This is a genomic window from Sphingobacterium cellulitidis (genome assembly GCF_043187465.1).
In the GTDB taxonomy this organism is placed as follows: domain Bacteria; phylum Bacteroidota; class Bacteroidia; order Sphingobacteriales; family Sphingobacteriaceae; genus Sphingobacterium; species Sphingobacterium cellulitidis.
On sequence record NZ_CP171136.1, the window covers coordinates 461,087 to 485,357 of the forward strand.

At 38.1% G+C, this 24,271-nt stretch carries 21 protein-coding genes; 10 read left to right on the forward strand and 11 right to left on the reverse strand.

Annotation, left to right across the window (positions count from 1 at the left end; translation table 11 throughout):
- Positions 1-6: 6 nt before the first annotated feature.
- A complete protein-coding gene (dprA, locus tag ACF3OC_RS02050; protein ID WP_094280280.1) occupies positions 7-1,104 on the reverse strand; it encodes a DNA-processing protein DprA in 1,098 nt (365 codons plus the stop codon).
- A gap of 92 nt (positions 1,105-1,196) precedes the next feature.
- On the opposite strand from dprA, the gene ACF3OC_RS02055 reads away from it, so the two are divergent.
- Complete coding sequence (locus ACF3OC_RS02055; RefSeq protein WP_094280279.1) at positions 1,197-1,424, forward strand: hypothetical protein; 228 nt, start codon at positions 1,197-1,199, stop codon at positions 1,422-1,424.
- 41 nt (positions 1,425-1,465) lie between these two features.
- On the opposite strand, the gene rsmG is transcribed toward ACF3OC_RS02055, so the two are convergent.
- Both rsmG and ACF3OC_RS02065 read right to left on the reverse strand, forming a co-directional pair.
- The gene (rsmG, locus tag ACF3OC_RS02060) at positions 1,466-2,101 is read right to left on the reverse strand and encodes a 16S rRNA (guanine(527)-N(7))-methyltransferase RsmG (protein WP_094280278.1); all 636 of its coding nucleotides are present in this window, start codon (positions 2,099-2,101) and stop codon (positions 1,466-1,468) included.
- A gap of 21 nt (positions 2,102-2,122) precedes the next feature.
- Positions 2,123-3,265 carry a glycosyltransferase gene (locus ACF3OC_RS02065; protein WP_094280277.1) on the reverse strand — a complete coding sequence of 381 codons (1,143 nt, stop codon included), beginning with the start codon at positions 3,263-3,265 and terminating at the stop codon, positions 2,123-2,125.
- A gap of 128 nt (positions 3,266-3,393) precedes the next feature.
- On the opposite strand from ACF3OC_RS02065, the gene tgt reads away from it, so the two are divergent.
- From tgt to ACF3OC_RS02105, 8 genes are all read left to right on the forward strand, one after another.
- Entirely contained in the window at positions 3,394-4,524 is a 1,131-nt protein-coding gene (tgt, locus tag ACF3OC_RS02070) for a tRNA guanosine(34) transglycosylase Tgt (protein WP_094280276.1), read from the forward strand.
- A 14-nt stretch (positions 4,525-4,538) separates the two neighbouring features.
- Positions 4,539-5,624 (forward strand): LptF/LptG family permease, encoded by a 1,086-nt coding sequence (locus ACF3OC_RS02075; protein ID WP_094255567.1) that lies wholly within the window; start codon positions 4,539-4,541, stop codon positions 5,622-5,624.
- A gap of 12 nt (positions 5,625-5,636) precedes the next feature.
- The gene (locus tag ACF3OC_RS02080) at positions 5,637-6,515 is read left to right on the forward strand and encodes a DMT family transporter (protein WP_094255566.1); all 879 of its coding nucleotides are present in this window, start codon (positions 5,637-5,639) and stop codon (positions 6,513-6,515) included.
- Positions 6,516-6,700: 185 nt separating this feature from the next.
- Positions 6,701-9,736 (forward strand): SusC/RagA family TonB-linked outer membrane protein, encoded by a 3,036-nt coding sequence (locus ACF3OC_RS02085; RefSeq protein WP_094280275.1) that lies wholly within the window; start codon positions 6,701-6,703, stop codon positions 9,734-9,736.
- 11 nt (positions 9,737-9,747) lie between these two features.
- Positions 9,748-11,379, forward strand: coding sequence for a RagB/SusD family nutrient uptake outer membrane protein (locus ACF3OC_RS02090; RefSeq protein WP_094280274.1), 1,632 nt, complete (start codon positions 9,748-9,750; stop codon positions 11,377-11,379).
- A 606-nt stretch (positions 11,380-11,985) separates the two neighbouring features.
- Positions 11,986-13,287, forward strand: a complete 1,302-nt coding sequence (gene der / locus ACF3OC_RS02095; protein WP_094255563.1) for a ribosome biogenesis GTPase Der — start codon at positions 11,986-11,988, stop codon at positions 13,285-13,287.
- A gap of 17 nt (positions 13,288-13,304) precedes the next feature.
- The gene (gene cysS, locus ACF3OC_RS02100) at positions 13,305-14,771 is read left to right on the forward strand and encodes a cysteine--tRNA ligase (protein WP_094255562.1); all 1,467 of its coding nucleotides are present in this window, start codon (positions 13,305-13,307) and stop codon (positions 14,769-14,771) included.
- Between the two features lie 23 nt (positions 14,772-14,794).
- Positions 14,795-15,655 (forward strand): nuclear transport factor 2 family protein, encoded by an 861-nt coding sequence (locus ACF3OC_RS02105; RefSeq protein WP_094280273.1) that lies wholly within the window; start codon positions 14,795-14,797, stop codon positions 15,653-15,655.
- Between the two features lie 66 nt (positions 15,656-15,721).
- Here ACF3OC_RS02105 and ACF3OC_RS02110 read toward each other — a convergent pair whose 3' ends face one another.
- Positions 15,722-17,107 carry a peptidylprolyl isomerase gene (locus ACF3OC_RS02110; protein ID WP_094280272.1) on the reverse strand — a complete coding sequence of 462 codons (1,386 nt, stop codon included), beginning with the start codon at positions 17,105-17,107 and terminating at the stop codon, positions 15,722-15,724.
- Positions 17,108-17,279: 172 nt separating this feature from the next.
- Between ACF3OC_RS02110 and ACF3OC_RS02115 the strand changes: the two genes are divergently transcribed.
- Positions 17,280-18,380 carry a lactonase family protein gene (locus ACF3OC_RS02115; protein ID WP_094280271.1) on the forward strand — a complete coding sequence of 367 codons (1,101 nt, stop codon included), beginning with the start codon at positions 17,280-17,282 and terminating at the stop codon, positions 18,378-18,380.
- Here the strand turns inward: ACF3OC_RS02115 and mnhG are convergent, their stop codons facing one another.
- From mnhG to ACF3OC_RS02150, 7 genes are read right to left on the reverse strand one after another with little or no spacing between them, the layout of a single operon-like run.
- Complete coding sequence (gene mnhG / locus ACF3OC_RS02120) at positions 18,381-18,797, reverse strand: monovalent cation/H(+) antiporter subunit G (protein WP_094255558.1); 417 nt, start codon at positions 18,795-18,797, stop codon at positions 18,381-18,383.
- A complete protein-coding gene (locus ACF3OC_RS02125; RefSeq protein ID WP_094255557.1) occupies positions 18,790-19,062 on the reverse strand; it encodes a monovalent cation/H+ antiporter complex subunit F in 273 nt (90 codons plus the stop codon). Before ACF3OC_RS02125 ends, mnhG begins: the two co-directional genes overlap by 8 nt.
- Positions 19,059-19,535 (reverse strand): Na+/H+ antiporter subunit E, encoded by a 477-nt coding sequence (locus ACF3OC_RS02130; RefSeq protein ID WP_094255556.1) that lies wholly within the window; start codon positions 19,533-19,535, stop codon positions 19,059-19,061. The genes ACF3OC_RS02125 and ACF3OC_RS02130 overlap by 4 nt, the downstream gene beginning before the upstream one ends.
- Positions 19,532-21,049, reverse strand: a complete 1,518-nt coding sequence (locus ACF3OC_RS02135) for a proton-conducting transporter membrane subunit (protein ID WP_094255555.1) — start codon at positions 21,047-21,049, stop codon at positions 19,532-19,534. The genes ACF3OC_RS02130 and ACF3OC_RS02135 overlap by 4 nt, the downstream gene beginning before the upstream one ends.
- Positions 21,046-21,402, reverse strand: a complete 357-nt coding sequence (locus ACF3OC_RS02140; protein ID WP_094255554.1) for a Na+/H+ antiporter subunit C — start codon at positions 21,400-21,402, stop codon at positions 21,046-21,048. The genes ACF3OC_RS02135 and ACF3OC_RS02140 overlap by 4 nt, the downstream gene beginning before the upstream one ends.
- A gap of 3 nt (positions 21,403-21,405) precedes the next feature.
- Positions 21,406-21,819, reverse strand: a complete 414-nt coding sequence (locus ACF3OC_RS02145; RefSeq protein ID WP_094255553.1) for a Na+/H+ antiporter subunit B — start codon at positions 21,817-21,819, stop codon at positions 21,406-21,408.
- Positions 21,820-21,823: 4 nt separating this feature from the next.
- Positions 21,824-24,133, reverse strand: a complete 2,310-nt coding sequence (locus ACF3OC_RS02150) for a putative monovalent cation/H+ antiporter subunit A (protein WP_094280270.1) — start codon at positions 24,131-24,133, stop codon at positions 21,824-21,826.
- Positions 24,134-24,271: the final 138 nt, after the last annotated feature.

Below are 24,271 nucleotides of genomic sequence, written 5' to 3' on the forward strand. Positions count from 1 at the left end.
TTAGGTTTAAGGTAGTTTATATATTTTTCCCGGTAATGCCTGAATGATTCCATTCATTTCCATTTCCAGTAAAATCATAGCTAGTTTACTTTGTGGCAAATCACAATAAGCTGCAATTTCATCAATAGCAGACTCTTTGCAGTCTTTAAGATAATCAAAAACTCTTTGTTCTTCCATGGACAATTCAAAAATTAATGGAATTTGTGGGTTGTGATTATTCCCATTCGATTGGTCATCCCATTGCATCAGCTGCTTGAGGTCCTTGGCATTGCGTATCAAGTGGGCTTTATGATTTCGGATCAACTCATTGCATCCAGCGGAATAAAACAGGTCCACCGAACCTGGAAATGCGCATACATCCCGGTTATAACTATTGGCGATATCTGCCGTAATCAAGGCGCCACCTTTTGTTGCCGCCTCCACCACGATCGTTACATCCGCAAGGCCAGCAACGATGCGATTACGCATTGGGAAATGTGGTTTATCAGCAATAGTTCCAGAGGGATATTCACTAATCAAACATCCCTGAGAGCTGATTTTTTCAGCAATCTCCCGATGGTCAAAAGGATATACTCGATCCAAACCATGGGCTAACACAGCTGCGGTTTCCAATCCTTCATCTAAGGCAGTTTTATGGGCAATAATATCAATGCCATAAGCAAGACCACTAACCACCAGGATGTCCAACTCCTTTAACTCATGAATCAATTCTTCGGTTAGTCTACGACCATAGGAGGTCGCATTTCGAGTTCCGACAATGCTTACGGTTTTTTGCTTATTTAATTGACATGAACCCTTTTTATAAATAATTAGGGGAGCATCTTCACAGTGCTTTAATCGAGAGGGATAGTCTACATCCTCGAACCATAATACTTCAATCTGATTCTCGGTAATAAATTGATATTCTGCTTCTGCTTCTTTTAAATAGGACTTTGAGATTAATTGATTAATAGAATTTTTATGAATGCCAGGAATCAAGGCTAATTCCTTCTTTGGACATCTGAATATTTCTTCCAAGCTCCCACAATAAGCCAATAACAATCGACTTGTTTTAGGACCTATACCTTTAATCTTGGTTAAGGCAATTTTTTCTATTGCATTCATTTTGGTTAGCTTAGGACTAAAGATAATCAATCGAATTCCTTATGCAAAATCAATAAAGTTTAATTGATTACCTTTGTAAAAAAAGAAATACCATGGAATTGCAAGAACCTTTTGATATAGAAGTTGGCGATATAATTTATTCAGTTTTTCCTGATGAAAAGGATACCTACACTGTTTTTAAAGATGGGAAAGAATATGTTCAGATCATTAAAGACACCGAAACATCATGGTTAAAATTGAACCCTGAAACCGGTTTGCCCTTGTTTGGAATGGACGAGGAAATTAATCTGATAGGGGCAGAGATTAATAAAAATTTGTAACGTAGGGAAAGCTATAAGGGCGTATGCACTACGCCCTTTTACTACATTGGAATGTACATAACATATTTTGTTTCAAAGAAATCTTCTTTGAAATAATGGGGGATCGGGTGTAATTCGGCTTTTACTCTAGCTTCTTTGATCTCTTCTTTTAAATCACCGCCCTTTAGATAAAGGATTCCATTAGGAATACTGTTTTTATCTTGTTTTTCGATTTTGTTTCTTACCCAAGGAATAAAATCGCCCAGGCGAGTAACAGCTCTTGATACCACGAAATCATATTTATAATCCAATTGCTCAGCACGGATATGGTCAGCTTCAACATTTTTCAAGCCTAATCCAGCTGCTACTTCTCGCACGACCTTGATTTTCTTTCCAATAGAATCTACCAAATGGAACTGAACCTCCGGAAATAGAATCGCTAAAGGAATTCCTGGGAATCCACCACCTGTACCTACATCAAGAATACGTGTTTTTGGAGCAAATTCTCCGACGAATTTACCAATTGCCAAGGAATGCAAAACATGCTTCAGGTAAAGGCTTTCAATATCTTTTCTGGAAATAACATTGATTTGGTCATTCCATAATGGATATAGTTCTTCCAATTTGGCAAATTGTTCTTTTTGCGTTTCAGTAAGTTTTGGGAAGTAATTATAGATAATGTCGACTGTAGGATTCACGATGTAATAAATTAAGGGTTTTTATTTCCAGGAAACCTGTTTTTTGGAACGGTTAAAGAGTCCATTAAAACAGATATAAAAATAATAATATAGATCTAATATCGGCAACCAAATTAATAGGTCGCTGACTGCTAGTTTTTTGTAGATAGGATTAAAGATCAAGAATTGGCAAATCAATCGGATTAGATAAGCCGCCAATGCGATGTACCAATAGCTTGGGCTGACTGCCACTGCAACAATGATAGCAATGTAAAACAAGAGGGCAGTAACCAATTGAATTCCCAACATACTTTGATGCCTTCCTTTGTATAAGGTTGATGCGCCTGAATGTCTAGCTTTCTGTTTGTAGTAGGATTTCCAAGTTCTTTTAGGATCTGAATATACGAAAGCATCTGGGTGGATATTGATTTCCACATTCCGTCTATTTGCATTGGCATTGACAAAAAGGTCATCATCCCCAGATTTGATATGCATATGTTCGGTAAAACCCCGTGCCTTAAAGAACAAGTCTTTCTGATAGGCTAAATTTCTACCAACGCCCATATAAGCATCCTTTTTCAAAGCATAGGATAAATAGCTCATGGCTGTATGGCTAGTTTCAAATCGGATAAGACGGTTTAAGAAACCTGGGAATTTGAAATAGGGAGAATATCCTAATACAATTTCCTTGTTTTCAAGAAAAGAACCCGCCATTTCCTTAAGCCACAGACTGCTATTGGGTTGACAATCCGCATCGGTCATCAAGAGGTAAGGATTTTGTGCTCCTTTGATGCCCATTGTTAAAGCGAATTTCTTGCTATGCTTTAATTGAATATGCTCTTTAATTTCAACAACCTTCAGATGGGCATATCTCTCGGTAAAATCCTTTAATACCCATTTGGTATCATCTCCAGAGCAATCATTGACAACAATTACTTCGAAATTGGAATAATCCTGTTCCAATATAGCAGGAAGGTAAGTTTTAAGGTTTTCCTGCTCATTATGAGCGCAGATAATTATGGATACAGGTCTGTCATTAGCGGTATCTTGATGAGATTTGACCTTATGGAGAGCTAACTTCCCATAGACAAATAGAATAAAATACAGCTGAAAGATCAAAAAGAGGGCTAGAATTCCATAAGGAATCAGCGAAATATCCAATTGTGTAAAGATCTGAGCGTTCATAAAATTAGGTTCAAAGATACAGGTTATCGGTTAAATAGTTTGTGAATTGTTAAGAAATGCGAATTAAAGGGCTGATATGTTAATCGCAAGGAATTTTATAGTATTTTTGCGGTCGATTAAGGAATACTATGAATTTTACGCTTCAAGCACAAGATAAATTTTCAAGAGCACGGGCTGGGGAGATTGAAACCGCCCACGGGAAAATCCAAACGCCCATTTTTATGCCAGTTGGAACAGCAGGAACAGTGAAAGCTGTTCATCAGCATGAATTGGTGAATGATATCCAGGCACAGATTATTTTAGGTAATACCTACCATTTATACCTTAGACCAGGATTGGATGTCTTAAATAAGGCAGGAGGATTACATAAATTTATTAATTGGGATCGTCCTATTCTTACAGATTCAGGAGGTTACCAAGTTTATTCCCTAACGGAAGTTCGTAAAATCAAAGAAGAAGGAGTCACCTTCAGATCCCATATTGATGGTTCGAAGCATTTGTTTACACCCGAGAATGTAATGGATACCCAACGCATTATCGGTGCTGATATTATTATGGCCTTTGATGAATGTACTCCCTATCCGTGTGATTATCGCTATGCGAGAAGATCCATGGAAATGACACACCGTTGGTTAAAGCGTTGTTGTGATCGTTTTGATAGTACAGATCCATTATATGGTTATGATCAAACCTTATTTCCAATTGTTCAAGGTTCTGTATACAAGGATTTAAGAGAGAAATCGGCTGAAACTATTGCCTCTTTCAATCGCGAAGGAAATGCCATTGGCGGTCTTTCTGTCGGAGAACCTGCTGAGGAGATGTATGCAATGACCGAAGTGGTGACGAATATTTTGCCACATGACAAACCTAGATATCTGATGGGAGTGGGAACTCCAGTGAATCTTTTGGAGAATATTGCCTTAGGAATCGATATGTTCGATTGTGTAATGCCTACGCGTAATGCGAGAAACGGGATGTTGTTCACCCAAAATGGTATTATCAACATCAAGAATGAAAAGTGGAAGGATGATTTCAGTCCTATTGAGGCTGAATCTGATTTGTTGGTGGATCAAATCCATACTAAAGCATACTTAAGACATTTGATTAGATCTCAAGAAATTTTAGGTGCACAAATCGCTTCATTACATAATTTACATTTTTATCTTTGGTTAGTGAATCAAGCTAGGGAAAAAATTATAGATGGTACCTTCTATGATTGGAAGAACAAGATGGTTCCAGTATTAGGTCAACGATTATAATAAATAAGATAAGCATGTTTAAGATCATCGATCGATATATCATGAAAAAGTACTTAAGTACTTTTGTATTCACAGTTGCGATTTTCTGTGTCGTGATTGTGATTTTCGATATATCCGAGAAAATTGATGATTTCAACAAGTATGGTGCAACCATGACGCAGGTATTTTTTGAATACTATGCTTTGGGGAGTTTGCCATTCTTTATCAACATGCTGACCCCATTATTTAATTTCATTGCTGTAATTTTCTTTACCTCGAAGATGGCCGATCAAACGGAGATTGTACCGATCTTAAGTGGAGGGATGAGTTTCAACAGGTTATTGAGGCCATATATGATTTGTGCGGCTTTGATTTTTGGAATGACCTTATTATCCAACGTTTACATTATCCCCTTTACCAATAAAGTGAAGGTGAATTTTGAAAACGTTTATGTGAAACCGAATAAAGTAAGTACAACTTCCTCGTCGATTCACATGCAGGTGGATTCCAATACTTATGTGTATATGGGTTCTTTCGATACCAAATCTAAAGTAGGTTATAACTTCAGTCTTGAGAAGTTTGACGGAGACAAGATGATGGAGAAGCTGATGGCTGAGCGAGTAACCTGGGATTCTGTTGCTCGAAAATGGAGTTTACATACCTATACCACTCGTGAGATCAAGGGATTGAAGGAGGAAATGTTGAGTGGGGAGAAGAAAGATACCACCTTGGATATGCGCCCGCAGGATTTCGAATCCTATGAGGATGTATTCACCACGATGGATCAGCATGAGCTTAATGAGCGAATCAGTAAAGAAGAAGTTCGCGGAACAGGGATGATGAATGAACTGTTGCTCGAAAAATACAAACGAATTATTAACCCGTTTTCGGCTTTTATTTTGACTTTGATTGGGGTTTCCTTGTCGTCGAAGAAAGTCCGTGGGGGGATTGGCTTGAGTTTAGGTTTAGGGATCGGCTTAAGCTGTATTTATATTGTACTTGAGAGATTTTCAAGTATGTTCTCTATTAAGGGAGGTTTGGATCCTTTGATTTCGGTATTAATTCCCAATGTCATCTTCTTGATATTGAGTTTTTACTTATTGAAAAAGGCGCCGAAGTAAGCATATCAAACCATGTCACAATTGACTATCAACCGCAATACATTGATATTGCATTTCACCGTATTAATTTGGGGATTTACGGGAGTATTAGGGGAATTAATTACTGTTTCTGCCCTTCATTTGGTGTGGTATCGGGTTTTAATCGCCGCAGTTTCACTTGTTGTCTATTATTTCTTTAAACGCAAATCCTTATTGGTTTCCAAGGGTCAACTGATGCAATATTTAGGTGTTGGGTTGCTCGTTGGATTACACTGGGTTTTGTTCTTTCATGCCATCAAGGTGTCGACTGTCTCGGTGACTTTGGTGACCTTATCCTCCGTAACGCTGTTCACTGCAATATTGGAACCAATCATCAATCGAAAGCGAATTTCCATTGCTGATGTTGTGGTCGGGTTGGTTATCATATTCGGGATTTACCTTATCTTTAAATTTGAATTTAAATACTTCTGGGGGATCGTATTTGGCTTATCCTGTGCGTTTTGCGCCAGCATATTTTCCATTTTAAATTCTAGGATGGTGAAAAAAGGAAGTCCAACGACGATTACCTTATATGAGATGATTGGAGCATGGATTGGAGTTTCCGTTGTGATGTTATTTACTGGAGATTTTGATGAGCAGATGATCCTTAGTCAATCGGATCTTTTATACTTATTATTGCTTGGAGTGGTCTGTACAGCAATAGCTTACGTATTGGGAGTTGCGGTTATGCGGGAGCTTTCGGCTTTTACAGTGGCATTGACTACGAATATGGAACCTGTTTATGGGATTATCCTGGCCTTGCTCATTTTTGGACAAAAAGAAGCCATGAGTACGGGCTTTTATTTTGGCGCAGTGATCGTATTAACGGCTGTATTTATTTATCCTTACCTAAAGACAAAAATCAAAATTTAATTTTTTGTTGACATTGACTTTATCCTAAAGTTACAATTAGTTGCTTATGCAAACGTTTGTTTATTTTATGCAAACGATTTCGTTCTATGGATAAGAGTTAATTTTTTACTTAAACTTTTACTTTCAGAAACTAAATTGTGATATCACAGAAGAGGTATTGCTAAATATTTAATTAAGTAAAGTTTATGAAAAAGAGATTTTCAAGACCATTTTTTCCATTGAAAAGATCTCATTTAGTTGCAGGAGCCGTTATTATTGGGTTAAGTTTACCGGGTAGTTCTTCTGTTGCGAATGAGTTGAACAGGGATGAAGTGGAGAGCTATTCTTCACAGCAAGAAGTCAAAGGAAAGGTGACTTCAGGGGGAGTGGTTTTGCCAGGGGTAACAGTGACTGTAAAGGAAGATCCTAGCAAATCTACTTCCACGAATGCTTCAGGAGAGTTTAGCATTGCGGCCGAAAATGGTCAGACTTTAGTTTTTACGGCTATTGGTCATGAGAAAAAAGAGGTTGCCATTACAGGAACTACTGTGAATGTGGAGCTAAATTCTAGTGAGGAGAATATTGACGAAGTCGTTGTGACGGGATATTCTACTCAAAAGAAGGGTGATATCAGTGCTTCAATTGTATCCTTGGATCAAAAGAAACTGAAAGATACCAAGTCTCCGAATGTTTCCAATCTATTACAAGGAAAGGTAGCTGGGGTTGATGTTGTTGGAACAGGTCGACCGGGTCAACAAGCGAATGTGAAGATTAGAGGTCGTAGCTCTCTTTCATCAGGGACCAACCCATTATGGGTTGTTGATGGTGTTATTACACATGGGGTAGCCAATATTAATCCAAATGATATTGAGAGTATTTCGGTGTTAAAAGATGCCGCTGCAACGACACAATATGGTTCCCGAGGTACAAACGGGGTAATCGTTGTGACAACAAAACGAGCTTTACGAGAAGGAGAAGGAACTTTTTCAGTTAACCTTTCTTCGGGTATCAGTAAATTTAATTTTGGGAATTTTGATTTGATGAATTCTCAGGAGCTTTGGGACTATTATCAAACCTTCCCTAATCAAGACGATATTGATGATAATGTCAGCAAGGATGTCTTGAATAATGATTACAACTGGCTGAAAAACGGAACTCAAAATGCTCCTGTCAATGATTTTTCAGCTAGTTATATGGGTAAAACAGATAAAACCTCTGTTTTTGCCAGTGCCAATTATTATGGTGAAAAAGGTTCAATCAAGGGGTATGATTTTGAAAGGTTAACAGGCCGCTTCAATGTAGAGCATAAGCTGACCGATCGTTTGACTTTCAAGCCTAAATTAAATGCTTCTTATACGACCTATACGGATAAACAGCATTCCCTATACAATATGATGTTCTATTTGCCATGGGATAATCCATATAATACCGATGGAACTATCAAAAATCCGCAGGCTCCTAATGCTACGGTAGCTTGGTTTGGTCGTGACCATACCAACTATTTGTATGACCTGCAGTATAACTATGGGAAAGGGCAGACTTTGGATATGCAAGGGAATTTTGATTTCTCCTATAGGATTTCAGATCGATTCACATTCGAATCCATGAATAACCTAACTTATTATAATCAAACTGCAATGAGATATGCAGATCCTAACTCCAATGAAGGACGCGGTAATAAGGGAACTATATATCAATTTTCAGATAAACGTATTACAAGGTTCTTCAACCAAATGTTGAAGTATAATGAAACTTTCGGAAAACACACAGTTTCTGGTTTTGCGGCATATGAGTATTCAGATTATGTTTATTCCAGTCAAAATGCGACAGGAAAAGGGATTGCACCAGGATCTGAGATTTTAGGAAATGCGGCTAGTGTATTGGATTTTGGAGGTACAAAGAACGATTATTCCTTTCAATCAGGAATCTTGCAGGGTACCTATGGATATGATAACCGTTATAATGTGATGGCCTCCTTCCGTGTGGATGGTTCTTCCAGATTTGGTAGGGAACAACAGTATGGAGCGTTTTATTCAGTGAGTGGTGCTTGGAATATTAATAATGAAGCCTTCTTCAATGTTCCATCAATCAACTTATTACGTTTGAAAGCTTCTTATGGAGGTGTAGGAAACGTGCCTGTTGATTATTATTCTTCATTTGCTACCTATGGACTTAATGCGCAATATAATGGAGAACCAGCTGCAATTCAGAAAAATTTCCAAAATGCACATGTTAGCTGGGAGAAATCCTACGATGCGAACTTAGGTTTAGAATTAGGAATGTTCAATAGATTAAACCTATCTGTTGATTTATATAATAAAAACACAAGTGGTTTACTTTACTTCGTTGACTTTCCATCCACAGCTGGTTGGGACGGATATTGGTTGAATATTGGTGGATTGAGAAACCGTGGGGTTGAAGTTGCTTTGAGTGGTTCTGTATTTAGTCCGGGAAATCCATTTCAATGGGATTTAGGGGTAAATATTGCACATAACAATAACCGCATTACTTCCTTGAAAGACGATCAAGATATTCCAAAAGGAAATATGAGATTTTCAGTAGGACATGATGTTGATTCATGGTACATGCGTAAATGGGTTGGGGTAAATCCTGAGAATGGGGCTCCATTATGGGAATCCGTGAATGAGGAAACCGGAGAGGTGTCAACTACTTCAGTTTACAATGATGCTACATTACAATTTGTGGGAGCTGCCACACCTAAGTTTCAAGGAGGATTTAACTCGGCAATGACCTACAAAGGGTTTAATTTGAATGCTAATTTTGCTTATCAAAATGGAGGAATTACTTATAATGCTGCCAGAGAGTTGTTTGATTCAGATGGAGCTTATGCATCTTATAATCAGATGATCTTAAAAGATGGTTGGTCAAGATGGTCTCCAGAAAATCCTAATGCTACACATCCTAAAGCAGAATATAATAATACGAGTCTTTCAAACAAGACCTCTTCAAGATACTTAGAAAGCACCAATTTCTTGAGATTAAGAAATGTGACCTTGGGTTATACCTTTTCAGAGAGTCTAGTTAATAAATTAAAATTAAAAGGATTGAATGTTTATGTTTCAGGAGATAACCTATGGACATCGACTAAGTTCTCTGGATTGGATCCAGAGGCTGCAATCTTAGGAAATGATAACGCTGTAGATAAAGCAGGGGGCGGTGATGCCACTTCTCAATATCCAGCACCAAAGCGCTTGGTTTTTGGGCTTAATCTAACATTTTAAAAGAAAGAACGATGAAGAAATTATTCATATTAAGTGGGCTTGTTGGTTTGTTGATGACATCTTGTTCTTTGGATAAGGAGCCATATAATGCGTTGACCAACGAAAATATAGAAAATACCGAGGGAGCCTTAAAGGCTTTACATTTGGGGAATTACCATAGTTTGAAGGGCTGGGTTGAAAACTGGCACCGTGTTACGGAATATCCTGGAGACAATGTTTCTTTAAGTGGTACGACGACAGATAACCTTTTTTATAATTATAACTATAAGAGAGTTGTCAATAATGGTCGGGTAAATAATTACTGGGAAAACTCATATCGTGTAATTGCAGGGACAAACTTGTTAATGCAGAAGCTAAAGGAGGGTGAAGATGATGATCAGGATCAAATGATTGCTGAAAACCTTTACTTGCGCAGCTTAATGTATTTTTATTTGGCGAATGTCTTTGGCAAGCCTTATACCCAAGATCCTCAATCTTTAGCAGTACCCATCAAATTAACAGATGATCCATTTGAGGTATTACCACGAAATACTGTAAAAGAGGTTTACGATCAGATAGAGAAAGATTTATTGAAAGCGGAAGGATTGTTTAAAAGCTATAAAAGCAATGTTTACGCGAGTGTTTATTCTACCCAAGCTTTACTAGCAAGAATTTATCTATTTAAGGGAGATAATCAAAAAGCCCTTCAATATGCGAATAAAGTTATTGAGTCAGGTAAGTTTAGTTTATTGGCGGGGTCAGAATATAATAAGCTAACGGTTTCTGTTCCTGAGGAGAATAAGGAAAATATTTTTGCGATTAAGTTTGTCAAGGATCTCGATTATGCGGATGATGGTTGGAATACGATTGGGTCCATGTATGCAAATATTCTAGGTTCTGGATGGGGAGAAATGTATGCTTCTAGAACATACTTGGAGGAAGTGCGTAAATATCCAGAAGATGTACGATATAAAATGATTCAGCCAGTTGTAGAGAAGGCTGATGAATTGCATGCGTACTATGTAAATGACACGTATAAGTATGAAAGTGTTCAGGTTGTTCAATCAGGTTCAGACTATTCTTATACCGAAGGTGGAGCGAAGAAAAACCTGATTAAGGAATCGAATGGAGCAGGGGCATTCCAATATTACATCCAAATTGGAGGTAAGAAAAGAACGGTCTTGATCGATAAGAAGTTGGCGAACAGAAATGGATACCTGAAGTATTTTGTTCTTAAATGTTCAGGCCAGGAAGGGCAGGCACATTTATGGTCACCAATTATTTCCAGATTATCGGAGATTTATTTAATCCGTGCTGAGGCGAGTGCTAAATTGGGTGATGTAGCATCGGCATTGAAAGATGTAAATGTCATTAGACAAAGAGCAGGCATTCCATCAGCAGGACTATGGACAAGTTCCAATCTAAAGGGACAAACAGCATTGGATGTTGTATTGTTGGAAAGACAACTGGAATTGGCATGGGAAGGTCATCGTAAATTTGATGTTTTCAGAAATGCGAAGACCATGGATAGAAAATATCCAGGAACCCATACTGCTGGAAGTAGCCCAATATTAAGTATTGATGCGAAAAGTAATATCGCCATTGAATTTATTCCAGAACAACAAATCGTCTTGTCGAACGGGGTTTTAAAACAAAACCAATAGACAATAAGAATAAGAAAAGCTAATGAACTCATTAGCTTTTCTTATTAAATATTATCCTAATTATTTAAAGTATTGAGACTTTATTTATCATATTAAAAAAAAGAAGCAATAAAAAAGGACATTTTAACCATTTTGGAAAATTCTTAAATTTTACTTTTGATAAATGTTTTGTTGCTTAAAAGGTACAATGTAACAATGTGATTGCATAGTTGAGTTAGGAAGATTTCCAATGTGTTAAAAAACTCTATAAATCAAATTATTATGATAGTTTCTCAAAGAAGTTGGGTTAAAATTTCCTACTGGAAATATTTAAGTTTTAGGAATAAATTTTCTATCTTTCAGCATTATTTGACGAAGTCAAGTCTCTTTATAGATAAATTTATGAAAGTATTTTGATTGGATTAACCGCCAATCAAATTCAAAATAGAATTTCTAACTGTTAATTTTCAAAACTAATTTTAGGTCAACCTCACAGGTTGACCTATTTTTTTTGTGTAATGCCTGTCATTTTGTGATTTCTCACGCAAGATGTGCGATTTATCCTTAACTTTGTACCTTTACAAGATACCTGAAATTGTTGCCGTGAGGTAACGAATTAAAAGAAATATGGCAAATATCGTAGCAATTGTTGGAAGACCTAACGTTGGAAAATCCACATTATATAATCGTTTGACAGAGAGTAGGAAAGCTATTGTTGATGACTTTAGCGGAGTTACTCGCGATAGACATTATGGTCAAGCGGAATGGATCGGTAAGAAATTTACCGTTATAGACACTGGAGGGTTTGTTCATGGTTCGGATGATGTATTTGAAGCAGCGATCCGCGAACAAGTTCTGATTGCTATTGATGAGGCATCCGTTATCTTATTTGTTGTGGATGTAACCACAGGAATTACAGATTTAGATGATGAGATTGCAGACATGTTGAGACGTAGTAAAAAACCTGTTTATGTAGTCTCAAATAAAGTAGACAGTGCGAAGCAAACAAATGATTCAGCAGAATTCTACTCCTTTGGTCTAGGTGATATCTACAATATCTCTTCCATGACTGGTTCAGGAACAGGTGAATTATTGGATGCGGTGGTTAGCAATTTTGAAAATGTAGAAGAAGAAGATTCTGAACTTCCAAAATTTACGATTGTAGGTCGTCCAAACGTTGGTAAATCATCCTTGACAAATGCCTTATTAGGTAAGGAGAGAAATATCGTAACTCCAATTGCAGGAACTACACGTGATTCAATTCGCATCCATTATAACCAATTCGGACATGAGTTTTTATTGGTGGATACTGCAGGTTTAAGAAGGAAGTCCAAAGTTAACGAGGATATTGAGTTCTACTCGGTTATGCGTACGATCAAGGCTTTGGAGGATTCGGATGTAGTAATCTTAATGATCGATGCCAAAGATGGCATCGAGGCTCAGGACATCAATATTTTCCATTTGGCGGAGAAGAACAAAAAAGGGATTGTGATCTTGGTGAATAAATGGGATACGGTTGAGAAGGATCATAAGACTGCCAAGGAATTCGAACAATCCATTAAGAGCAAGATTGCACCATTTACGGATGTGCCTATTTTATTTACATCGGTAACCGAGAAACAACGTATTTTCAAAGCTGTGGAGACAGCGATGGAGGTATATAATAATAAAACGAAGAAAATCCCTACTTCTAAATTGAATGATGTGATGTTGGAAATTATTGAGAATTATCCACCGCCAGCAACCAAAGGGAAGTATATTAAAATTAAATATATCACACAATTACCAGGAAGATCGCCAATGTTTGCTTTCTTCTGTAATCTTCCTCAATATATCAAAGATCCTTATAAGCGTTTTGTTGAAAACAAATTAAGAGAGCACTTTGATTTTACAGGAGTACCTATCCAAATATTCTTTAGACAAAAATAATCAGTTTCAATCATCGTATGGAGCATAATTTAGTATTATACAATACGCTTACCCGAAAGAAAGAAAAGTTTGTACCAATACATCCGAATATGGTTGGGATGTATGTTTGTGGACCTACTGTGTACAGCGATGTACATTTAGGAAACTGTAGGACTTTTGTTTCCTTTGATTTGATTTTCAGATATCTTGTTCATCTTGGATATAAAGTACGTTATGTGCGTAATATTACGGATGCGGGGCATTTGGAAGGAGATAATGATGAAGGGGATGATAAATTTGCGAAAAAGGCAAAGCTGGAGCAATTAGAGCCGATGGAGATTGTCCAAAAGTACACGATTGGATTCCATGATGTTTTGCGTTTATTCAATACCATACCTCCAAGTATAGAGCCAACAGCTACTGGTCATATCTCGGAGCAGATTGAAATGGTTCAGGAGATTATCAAGAATGGCTTTGCTTATGAGGTCAACGGAACGGTTTACTTTGATGTGGAGAAATATGTCAAGGAGTATAATTATACGATTTTAACCAACCGTAATCTTGAGGATCTATTGAACAATACGCGTGAGTTAGGCGGTCAAGATGAGAAAAGAGGTCGTTTGGATTTTGCCTTATGGATCAAGGCTAAGCCGGAGCATATCATGCGTTGGCCATCACCATGGGGAGTAGGTTTTCCTGGCTGGCATATTGAATGTTCGGCCATGAGTAGAAAATATTTGGGTGACCAATTTGATATTCATGGTGGCGGAATGGATCTGGCAGCGACTCACCATACTAATGAAATAGCACAATCAGAAGCTTGTAACCATACTAGTCCTGCGAAATATTGGATGCATACCAATATGTTAACTGTGAATGGAACAAGGATGTCAAAATCTGCGGGCAACGGATTCCTTCCGGGGGAGTTGTTTACAGGGAATCATCCTTTGTTGAATAGAGGTTATTCTCCAATGGCTGTTCGTTTCTTTATGCTTCAGGCGCATTATAGAAGTACGCTTGATTTTTCGAATGATGCTCTAGATGCTGCGGATAAAGGGTACAAACGATTAATGTCTGCCATCGGTCTTTTGGATAAGATTGTTCCATCGAAGACTTCGAATTTCGGAGACTTGGAGGAGATCAAAAAACGCAGTTATGCCGCCATGGACGATGACTTCAATAGTCCGGTGCTTATTGCAGAGTTGTTTGAGGTAGTTCGTATTATTAATTCGATCTATGATGGGAAGTTAAACATTAGCGAGAGTGATTTACAAGCGCTAAAACAGTACATGCAGGACTTTGTGTTCGATGTATTGGGTTTAAAAGATGATCAAATTGGAGAGGGTGATAATATGGAGGATTTGATGCAAATTATTATCAATTTGCGCAATGACGCAAAGAAGAACAAGGATTTTGTGACCTCAGATCGCATCCGTGAGCAATTGACTGCCGCAGGTATTCAATTGAAAGATAGCAAGGATGGGACACTTTGGAATAAGATTTGATTAGTAAGGTAAAAATTAAAAGAATGATTAATAAAAAAGGCTTAACTCTTTTAGCCGCAACGCTAATTTCTTTTTCGAGTTTTGCCCAACTACCTGAGAAGGTAGGGGGACTTCTTTCGGTTGATAGAACAGCTGCAAACCTTTCTAAAAATGAAAGTCCATATGCTGGACTTAAATATATTGTTGATAAGGAAACCACATTCTTGGTTCCTTCGCCTGTAAATGCGGCAAATTACCTTGACAATAGACCAAACTTACCAGATCGTTTATCCTGGAACCCAAATTTTGCCTTAGTTTCCAGAAGTTTGGACTGGGGTGTTACTTCGGGACCGATAGAATTCCAGAAGATGGGGGCTATCAAACGCTATGGTCAATACCTAACGGTTTGGCATCGGGATAGAAAAGGTAACTGGAGAGCACATTTACGTGCAGAAGTTGAAAATTACGGTAAGAAAAAGGCAAGTTCTTTGGAATACTACGAGCCAGACGATAAAAACTATCTAAAACACCGTTCGGTAAAACGTCTTGAACAACGAGAAGAAGTTGTTTTACAAACGGACGAATTGTTTTCGACCATTTTGAAAGCAGATACGAAAACTGGATACAACGAATTTTTGGCGGATGATGCAAGGTTTTATTTTCCGTGGCAGAATGAAATTGAGGGTAGAGACAATGTTATCGCCTTTTTAAAGAAAGAACGGATTGAAATTGATACTGACCCTACAGAAGTGGGAAGAGCTTACAGTGGTGAGTTTGCATATACCTCGGGTACAGCAACGGTAGGACATAAGGATAAAGTTGTAAAGTTTAGCTATATCCGAATCTGGCAATTGACCGATGAATTTCAATGGAAAGTTATCCTAGAAATGATGTTTGAAAGATAAAATCAAGATATAAAAAATAAAGCCCGATCATTTGATCGGGCTTTATTTTTTATATCTGTTATTGTATTAATCTTCTTTTGAAGCTGCTAAATTATTTGATGTTGGAGTAATCCACATTTGTAATTCATCACAGGTTGCAAATTCAGGATTAATATGTACGAAGGTATTTTTAGTTTTCTTTTCGAACCATTCGCTTAAGCTTCTACGCGTTTTATCTTCTTGCGCTGCCTCCTGGATTTTAGCGAAGTCTTGTTCTAAGTTTGCTTCATGCGGCGGAATACGCTTTTTAAGGTAAGAGATTTTATAGCCAGATTTGCCAGTTCTTGGATCTTGGAATTGGTAAGGTCTTGATAACTGACCTTCTTTCAAGCTATCGATAGCCATGAACACTTCTTTCTCCAATAAGTCAACAGGAATTAAAGTTGATCTTGAAGGGGATTGGGGATTGATAACCATACCACCATTGAACTTTGTTTCTTTGTTGTCTGAGTATAATGTAGCAGCCGAACTGAAAGGGATTTTTCCACCTTCAATCTTATCATAGATGGAATCAATTTTTCCTTTGATACGGTCTAGACTTGCAGTAGTTGGTTTTGTTGTTACCAGGATATGTCTTGCATTTACCTCTTCACCGCGGCGTTCTAGAACTTGTAAGAAGTGGAATCCATATTCTGTTTCAAATACTGGAGATATCTCACCTTCTTTTAATCTAAATGCCATTGCTGAGAACTCTTTAACATAGTTTTCACGAGGAGCAAAGCCTAATTCACCACCTTGAACGGCAGATCCTGGATCTTCTGAATAGAAACGAGCTACCGTACCGAAATCAGTTCCATCAAGGATTTGCTTACGATAACCTTCAGCTTTAGCTCTAAACACATTTTTTTCTTCTTTGGTTAATTCCGGATAGATGACAACTTCTCCAATTTCAACTTCGGTGTTGAATTTAGGTAAGCTATCTTGGTTTAGTCCTTCAAAGTATTTTTTTACCTCCTGGGGAGTAACTGTGATTTTACTGATGATTGTATTTTGGAATTTTTCGGCTTTGATTTGTTCTGAAAGAACAGGTCTCATTTCCTCTTTATATTGTAATAGAGAGCGTTTCAAGAATCCTTCTAATCTTTCCTTACCACCGGCACGACGAGTCATTTCCCGCATTCTTGCGTTCAATTGGTCATCAACTTCAGATTCGGATACTTCTACAGAGTCTAAGACCGCTTGTTGAGATAACAACTTGGTCATAATCAACTGTTGTAATGCGGTACATTTGAAGTCATCGGAAGGGGTACCTCCATTTGCCAAATACTGAGAATATTGCATGTCAACATCTGATTGCAAAATAATTCCAGAACCCACAGTCGCCACCACGCGATCAATCAGTTTTTCTTGAGCATTAGCTTGAAATGTACAAGCTAATAAAATTAATATAAGTAAACTTGAAAAGTTCTTCATGTTATGTGTTGTCACGCTAAATCTAAAGTTCAATCGCAAAATTATTAAATATTATGCCTTTTTTCTACTTTTATATCGTAATAATTGTATTAATACCTAAGTCTGGCTAATATATTCGGACTAAATTACTTAAACAGCATTAAACTTCGGGCGATTTAACCATATTTAACAGATGAACAGACCTGTATTATTCTTCCTTTTTCTTTTGATGAATGTCACATTATTGAATGCACAATCTACTCAGGTGCCACTTTACGTTGGCACATACACTTCCGCGGATGGGAGTAAAGGGATTTATGAGTTTAGTTTTGATACCAAAACCGGAGATGCCAGCTTGGTTCGAGAAACAAGTACAGCAAATCCTTCCTTTATAGCGAGGACTGATAGATTTTTGTTGGCAACCAATGAAATGACTGATGGTAGTCAATCCCTTTCTTCATTCTCCTTAGGCAGTGATGGACTGACATTCATCAATAAATTAGGTTCTGGTGGTTCTGCTCCTTGCCATGTGGTAATTGGAAAGGATGGTACTTTTGCAGTGGTATCGAATTATTTAGGGGGTGCTTTGGATTTATTTAAGCTATCTCCAAACGGAGAGATCTTATCCAAGGACGATACAAAGATTTATAATGGGAGTAGTGTAAATAAAGCACGTCAAGAGGCTTCGCATATTCATTCTGCCTTTTTTGGTCCAGATAATTTATTGTATGTTTCTGATTTGGGAGGAGACAAAATATATATTCTAGACATCCAGAAAACCGATGGCGGGAAGTTTCAATTTGCTGAAAAAGGTAAAATCAATGTGAACCTAGGTGGAGGTCCGAGACATATTGCGTTTCATCCGAATGGTAAGCTGATGTATTCATTGATGGAAATGACTGGGGATATCGAAAGTTTCAAAAAGAAAAATGGCGTTTGGGAATCTTATCAGATTATTTCTATGCGTTCGCCAGAATTTGAAGGAAAAAGTGGAGCTGCTGATTTGAAGGTATCTTCAGATGGTCGATTCTTATATTCTACAGATCGAATTGACGCAAATACGATTACAACCTTTGCGATTAGTAAATCCGGTAAATTGAGAAGAATTGAAGTGAATTCAGTTTTAGGGAAAGGACCTCGTAATTTTAATTTCAGTCCGGATGAGCGTTTTGTATTAGTAGGGAATCAATTGACGGATGAGATTGTTGTTTTCAACAGGAATCAAAAGACAGGAAAGCTTACTGATTCCGGAAAGCGGATCAAGGCTTCCAAGCCCGTTTGTATCATCTTCTAATTAATCTGTTGCATCATCAGTATGGGCAATATTGTCGTGTGCCGACTTATCTGCCTTTTTAGGATCACTTTCTAAACAGTGAGTCTCCTTATTGTACATCCCTTTCAGTTCATCGACTACTGTTCCTTTCCATAGTGGGATTCCGATAAAATAGGCTGCTTTTCCAATCATATGGGCTGCGATAGGCGCAGTAAGTAGGAGGAAGAAGATGATGGCAATAGATTTAGTGGTTACTGACACATCATCAGGGAACATAATAGCTGCGCAAATCAGTAATAAACCCACACCCAAGGTGGATGCCTTTACTGTTACGGATAATCTTAAATAAAAGTCAGGCATTCTCAATACACCAATGGATGCAAAGAGAATGGATAAGGCACCTACGGTGCTTAATATGGCGAGAATAATATCAATCATCTTGTTGTTTTTCTATGTAATAGGAAAAGGCGATGGTTCCCAAAAAGGCAATCAGAGCTAGAATAATAGAGACATCCAAAAGGACTTCCTGTTCCTGACGGATGCTATACACGGTAATAATTCCAATCCCAATGGTAATGATAAGGTCCAGAGCCATCACACGGTCCACTACGGATGGTCCCTTAAACAAACGGATAAAGACCAATAATACCGAAATGGTTAATATGGGCAGAATGACAAAATCAAAATAGGTTTCTAAACTCATCGTAATATCTCCAATAATTTTCGTTCAACCCCTGTTTTTAAAGTCCTGATAAATTGCTCTTCATCTTTTAAATACATGACATGGATATAGATCGCCTTTTTATCATCGCTGATATCAATAATCAAGGTTCCTGGTGTCAAGGAGATAAAAGTTGCCAAAATATTGATTTCAAAATCCGTTGTAGTATTCACTGGATATCTGACAATACCCGGTTTAAAGAAATATTTTGGGGTGATTACATCGTAAGCCACCTGAATATTTGCCTTGATCAATTCGAATAAGAAGAAAAAGAAAAAGCTTATGATTTTTGGTACCCTATAGAAATAACGTTGATCGGTTTCATTTCTATTCATGATCCATAGGACTCCAAAGCCAAGCAAGTAGCCAAAGATAAAGTTAGAATAGTAGAGAGAACCCGTCAGGGCTACCCAGATAAAGGATAGCAAGAGGTTCATTAAAAAAAACTTGATCATTGTTCAAAAGCTTTATCGCCCAAAACGGTACGGATGTAAGGGCTAGTGTCCAACAATTCATTTGTAATTCGATCGACCACGGTGATGATATTCTCGGCATTAAAACCAATGTATAGCGTCACTGAGCACAGTATTAATATAGGCAATACCAATAATATTTTCTTAAATAAAGGCAGCTCTTTGAATTTATCTTCGACTAGCACATCTTCAGGTACATTCTTCCAGAAAACATCTGCCCACATTTTTGCAATTACATAAAGAGTTACCAAACTTCCGATAATCAATGCCGCAATAAAGAAGTATTGTTTATCCACAAATGCTTCCTGGAACAGGTAGATTTTAGGCCAGAATCCTGATAATGGTGGAATTCCAACTAGAGAAAAGAGCACCAATGCAATCACCAGGGAGATCAAAGGATAATCCTTATAAAGTCCACCTAATTTTTTCATATCCATGGTTCCTCGGACAAGTCGGATATAACCTGCAATCAAGAACATATTGGTTTTCACCATGATGTCATGGATTAGATAAAACACGGTTCCCATCAATGCTATCTTACTGAACATGGCGATACCTCCCAGCATAAAACCGATGTGACAGACAATCAAATAAGAAAACATCCTTCTGATATTGGTTTTTATTAATGCTCCGAAAGCACCTGTTATCACCGTTAAAACAGCGAGGACCATAAATAAGTTTCTGGTAAACTCGTCTGGAATAAATATGAGGCTAAATACTCTCAGAATGGCATAGATCCCAAGCTTCGTCAAGAGACCACCGAAAGTAGCGGCAACTGCTGAAGGCGGCGTATGATAGGACGAAGGTAGCCAATAATAGAGTGGGAAAACTGCGGATTTAATACCAAAGCCTAGAATAAAAAAGATGGAAGTGATTCCTACCAGGGCCTGATTGTCAAAATCCCTAATCTTTAAGGAAAGATCCGCCATGTTTAATGAGCCGGTAATCCCGTATAGAATACCAATTCCGGTCAGGAAGAAGGTGGAGGCCAGAATATTCATGGCCATATATTTTACAGCACCTTCCAATTGAGCCTTTCTACCTCCAAGGGTCATGAGTACAAAGGAAGAGATGATTACCACTTCAAACCAAACATACAGGTTAAAGATATCGCCGGTTAGGAAAGCTCCATTTAAGCCCATTAAGAGAAAATGGAAGATTGGGAAGTACCCATAAAGCATTCTTTGTCTGCTAAGTCCTACGGATGAAAATATGGACACTGCGAATCCAGCAATGGAGGTCAGCAATACCATGGTTGTACTTAACATATCCGCGACGAATACAATACCAAATGGAGGTTCCCAATTGGAGGCATTCATATGCAAGGATCCTTCAGAATAAACCTTAGCGAATAATCGGATGGCAATCAATAGTCCAATAAAGGCACCACCTACACTGAGGAAACGTTGGGATACGGTTTTTCTCCAGGCAATTAATTGTATAATGGCCGTGAAAAGATGTATGAAAACTGGGGCTAAAATATGGTTATCGATCATATATCTTCTTCTTCCGGCGTATTTAAGTCATCTAAATCATCAGTATCCACTAAAGCATAAACACGTTTTAACAGTACAATCGCGAAGGCTGTCAATGCGAAGCTGATTACAATCGCTGTCAATATCAAAGCTTGAGGGATAGGGTCGGCATAAATATCTTGAAAGACATTGTGGTCCGTATCTATAACTGGAGGTTTGCCTTTGGTAATGGACCCCAATAAGAAAATCAGGATATTGGTTCCATTTCCAAGCAACATAATTCCTAATAATAATTTTACCATACTCCTTCGAAGGATGAGGTATACTCCAGCGGCATACAAGAAACCTAAAACGAGTACTAGTAGTAGTTCCATGGATTAATCCTTCGTTAAAGAAATGGTGAATAAAATAGTTAATACCACGCCAATCACGACGAGGTAAACCCCTAGATCAAAGAATAGGGCGGAGCCGATCATTCCTATTACTGGAATTTTTTCTTCCCACCATAGTCCTGTCATTGGAGGTAATCCAAAGAAAGTAGGCATAACCACACTTACAGCAGAAATTCCTAATCCAATTGGAATCAGGGACAAGGGTTTCCTGCCCAATATCTTCATGGTCGCTTCCGTACCATTGGCAAAGCTGTGCAATACGAAGGCTATGGATGCCACTAATCCACCCACAAAACCTCCTCCTGGATAATAATGCCCTCTTAATAATAGAAAGAAGGAAAATAAAAGTAAGATGGGTAGCAAATATCGTGTTGCTGTTTGTAATATTATACTGCGCATATCCTTATTCCTTTTCTGACGATTTTAATCTCAATTTTAATAAACTATACACCCCTAGTGCGGCAATTCCCAATACCACGGTTTCAAACATGGTATCAATTCCTCTAAAGTCTGCAAGAATCAGGTTTACCACATTTTTTCCTTTCGCAAGGATATAGGCATTCTCACCATAGAAATCACTTGTTTCTGTTGAAATAGGTTCGTAAAGAACTTTTAATGCGATAATAGAAAGAATTGCTCCAAAGCCTAATGCGACGATGCTGTCACGATATCTTTCACGTTTGGAAGCTAGATTCAAGAAGCTAGGAAGTTTATAGAGAACCAATACAAATAATACCGTACTCAAGGTATCGATTGTAAATTGGGTCATTGCTAAATCTGGTGCACTATAGAAGACATACATCAAACAGATACAGTAGCCGATAACACTCATGGCCACAACCGAAGTAAGTCGGGATGGGGTTGCTACCACGATAATTAAGGCTCCCAAAAGGATAATAACGACGGCCACTTCATAAATTGTAAGTGGCGTGAGGTTATCGAAATCGATTTGAATAGGTCCACTTTGCCATAATTTATAGATCAGCAAGGCTTCTGCAAAAAGGATAATCTTCATATGGTAGGACCGCAGGTAGCCATTATGAAAGAAGTTGCTGAACCAATCGGCAAATCTTACAATATCATTGCTGTATCCGGTCAAGATACGCTGTGGGGAAATCCCCTGTAGCTTTTCTATCTTATTAAGTTTTGAAAGGCTCGGTTTGTTAGCGAAGTATAAGATTGTACCGGCAGCTAATGTTGCCAAACTCAGGATAAGCACCGTATTGAATCCATGCCATATGGCAAGGTGCATTTCTGTATCGGCACCAAAGATGCTATTGGCAGTTTGCTTGCTTAATAAATCACCCACTAATTCTGGTAATAACCCAAATAGTAATCCTAAGCAACCTAAGATAAGTGGAGGAATCCACATAGATTTATAAGGAAGGTGGAGTTTTTCGTATTCCGATGGTAATTGACCAAAGAAAGGTTTAATTCCGGCCATAAAGCCTGCTGCAACCAAACAAACATTGGTAGCTACAGCAATTATGGTTAGGATCAGGACCCAATTTTTTTCGGCATGTAAAGTTGCTTCGTAAATAAGGTCTTTTCCGATAAATCCGAAGGTGGATGGTAATCCGGCACTACTGAGAGCTGCTAATACTGCCGCAATGGCGACAGGACCCAGGACCTTTTTTAATCCGGCGAGTTTAGTAATATCGCGTGTTCCTGTTTCATGGTCGATAATACCTGTTACCAGGAATAAAGTTGCTTTGTATAGCGCATGAACCAGAATAAAAACACTGGCTGCAATGACAGCTTCCTTCGTCCCTACCCCCAATAAGAAAACCAGCATTCCCAGTGCTGAAATGGTCGTATAGGCCAAGATAGCTTTAAGATCAACCCTAAAAAGGGAGTGTATTGCAGCATATAGCATTGTAAATCCACCGATTCCAGTCAGGGTGTAAGTCCATAATTCGGTTCCACTCAGGATGGGGAAGAATCTTGCCAGGAGATAGATCCCGGCTTTTACCATGGTCGCGGAGTGTAAATATGCAGAGACTGGTGTTGGAGCTTTCATGGCTCCAGGCAGCCAAAAATGGAAAGGGAATTGCGCAGATTTTGTAAATGCGCCTATAAATATTAAGAATAAAATTAAAGGATATTGTGGGTGGTTAAGGATGACATCGTGGTATTGAATCAGTTCGGATATTTGATAAGTTCCTGCAACATTGCCAATCAATACCAATCCGGCCAGGAGAAAGAATCCACCCATTCCCGTTATGGTCAATGCCGTCATGGCACTCTTTCGGGAGGCTTCCTGATCATTATTAAACCCAATCAGGAAAAAAGAACTGATACTCGTCAATTCCCAGAAGATAAATAATAAAAAGATATTGTCGGAGAGCACCAAGCCGAGCATGGCTGACATAAACAAGTATAAATAGCCGAAGAAGCGGTCGAAAAAGGGGTGTCCTTTTAAGTAGGTTCTGGCATAGAAGAATATTCCTGTTCCGATCCCGGTAATTAGTAAGCAGAATAGGAGAGAAAGTCCATCTAATCTAAGGTTGAAATCCACTCCTAAGGAAGGAACCCAGCTTATTGCTTGAAAAAAAGTTGATCCATCGGCTATTTTAGGGACATATCCTAAATAATACAGGAATAGACCAGTTGGAATCAAAGGAATAAGGATGCTCCAAGATGATTTTAGTCTTTTGCCAAATGGGATTAGCAAAATCGAAGAAATCAAACCTAGAAGTATCGTAAATAACATGGGCGCTTTCTTAAAGTATTATGGGATTCGGCTAAAAATAATAAAAAACAGGCATTTTTCTCGCCTCCAAATTGATAAAACTTAATGCAATTCGAAAAAAATCCTCTTTTCTTTTTAAATTTAACTAGTCAATAATTA

Bases quoted from the DNA above. Each gene is read 5' to 3' on its own strand.
- ACF3OC_RS02135 (WP_094255555.1), bottom strand. From the start codon at position 21,049: ATGATCGATAACCATATTTTAGCCCCAGTTTTCATACATCTTTTCACG.
- ACF3OC_RS02125 (WP_094255557.1), bottom strand. From the start codon at position 19,062: ATGAGTTTAGAAACCTATTTTGATTTTGTCATTCTGCCCATATTAACC.
- ACF3OC_RS02075 (WP_094255567.1), top strand. From the start codon at position 4,539: ATGTTTAAGATCATCGATCGATATATCATGAAAAAGTACTTAAGTACT.
- ACF3OC_RS02145 (WP_094255553.1), bottom strand. From the start codon at position 21,819: ATGCGCAGTATAATATTACAAACAGCAACACGATATTTGCTACCCATC.
- cysS (WP_094255562.1), top strand. From the start codon at position 13,305: ATGGAGCATAATTTAGTATTATACAATACGCTTACCCGAAAGAAAGAA.
- ACF3OC_RS02080 (WP_094255566.1), top strand. From the start codon at position 5,637: ATGTCACAATTGACTATCAACCGCAATACATTGATATTGCATTTCACC.
- ACF3OC_RS02115 (WP_094280271.1), top strand. From the start codon at position 17,280: ATGAACAGACCTGTATTATTCTTCCTTTTTCTTTTGATGAATGTCACA.
- der (WP_094255563.1), top strand. From the start codon at position 11,986: ATGGCAAATATCGTAGCAATTGTTGGAAGACCTAACGTTGGAAAATCC.
- ACF3OC_RS02090 (WP_094280274.1), top strand. From the start codon at position 9,748: ATGAAGAAATTATTCATATTAAGTGGGCTTGTTGGTTTGTTGATGACA.
- ACF3OC_RS02150 (WP_094280270.1), bottom strand. From the start codon at position 24,133: ATGTTATTTACGATACTTCTAGGTTTGATTTCTTCGATTTTGCTAATC.
- ACF3OC_RS02085 (WP_094280275.1), top strand. From the start codon at position 6,701: ATGAAAAAGAGATTTTCAAGACCATTTTTTCCATTGAAAAGATCTCAT.
- ACF3OC_RS02130 (WP_094255556.1), bottom strand. From the start codon at position 19,535: ATGATCAAGTTTTTTTTAATGAACCTCTTGCTATCCTTTATCTGGGTA.
- ACF3OC_RS02055 (WP_094280279.1), top strand. From the start codon at position 1,197: ATGGAATTGCAAGAACCTTTTGATATAGAAGTTGGCGATATAATTTAT.
- mnhG (WP_094255558.1), bottom strand. From the start codon at position 18,797: ATGATTGATATTATTCTCGCCATATTAAGCACCGTAGGTGCCTTATCC.
- ACF3OC_RS02110 (WP_094280272.1), bottom strand. From the start codon at position 17,107: ATGAAGAACTTTTCAAGTTTACTTATATTAATTTTATTAGCTTGTACA.
- ACF3OC_RS02065 (WP_094280277.1), bottom strand. From the start codon at position 3,265: ATGAACGCTCAGATCTTTACACAATTGGATATTTCGCTGATTCCTTAT.
- dprA (WP_094280280.1), bottom strand. From the start codon at position 1,104: ATGAATGCAATAGAAAAAATTGCCTTAACCAAGATTAAAGGTATAGGT.
- tgt (WP_094280276.1), top strand. From the start codon at position 3,394: ATGAATTTTACGCTTCAAGCACAAGATAAATTTTCAAGAGCACGGGCT.
- ACF3OC_RS02140 (WP_094255554.1), bottom strand. From the start codon at position 21,402: ATGGAACTACTACTAGTACTCGTTTTAGGTTTCTTGTATGCCGCTGGA.
- ACF3OC_RS02105 (WP_094280273.1), top strand. From the start codon at position 14,795: ATGATTAATAAAAAAGGCTTAACTCTTTTAGCCGCAACGCTAATTTCT.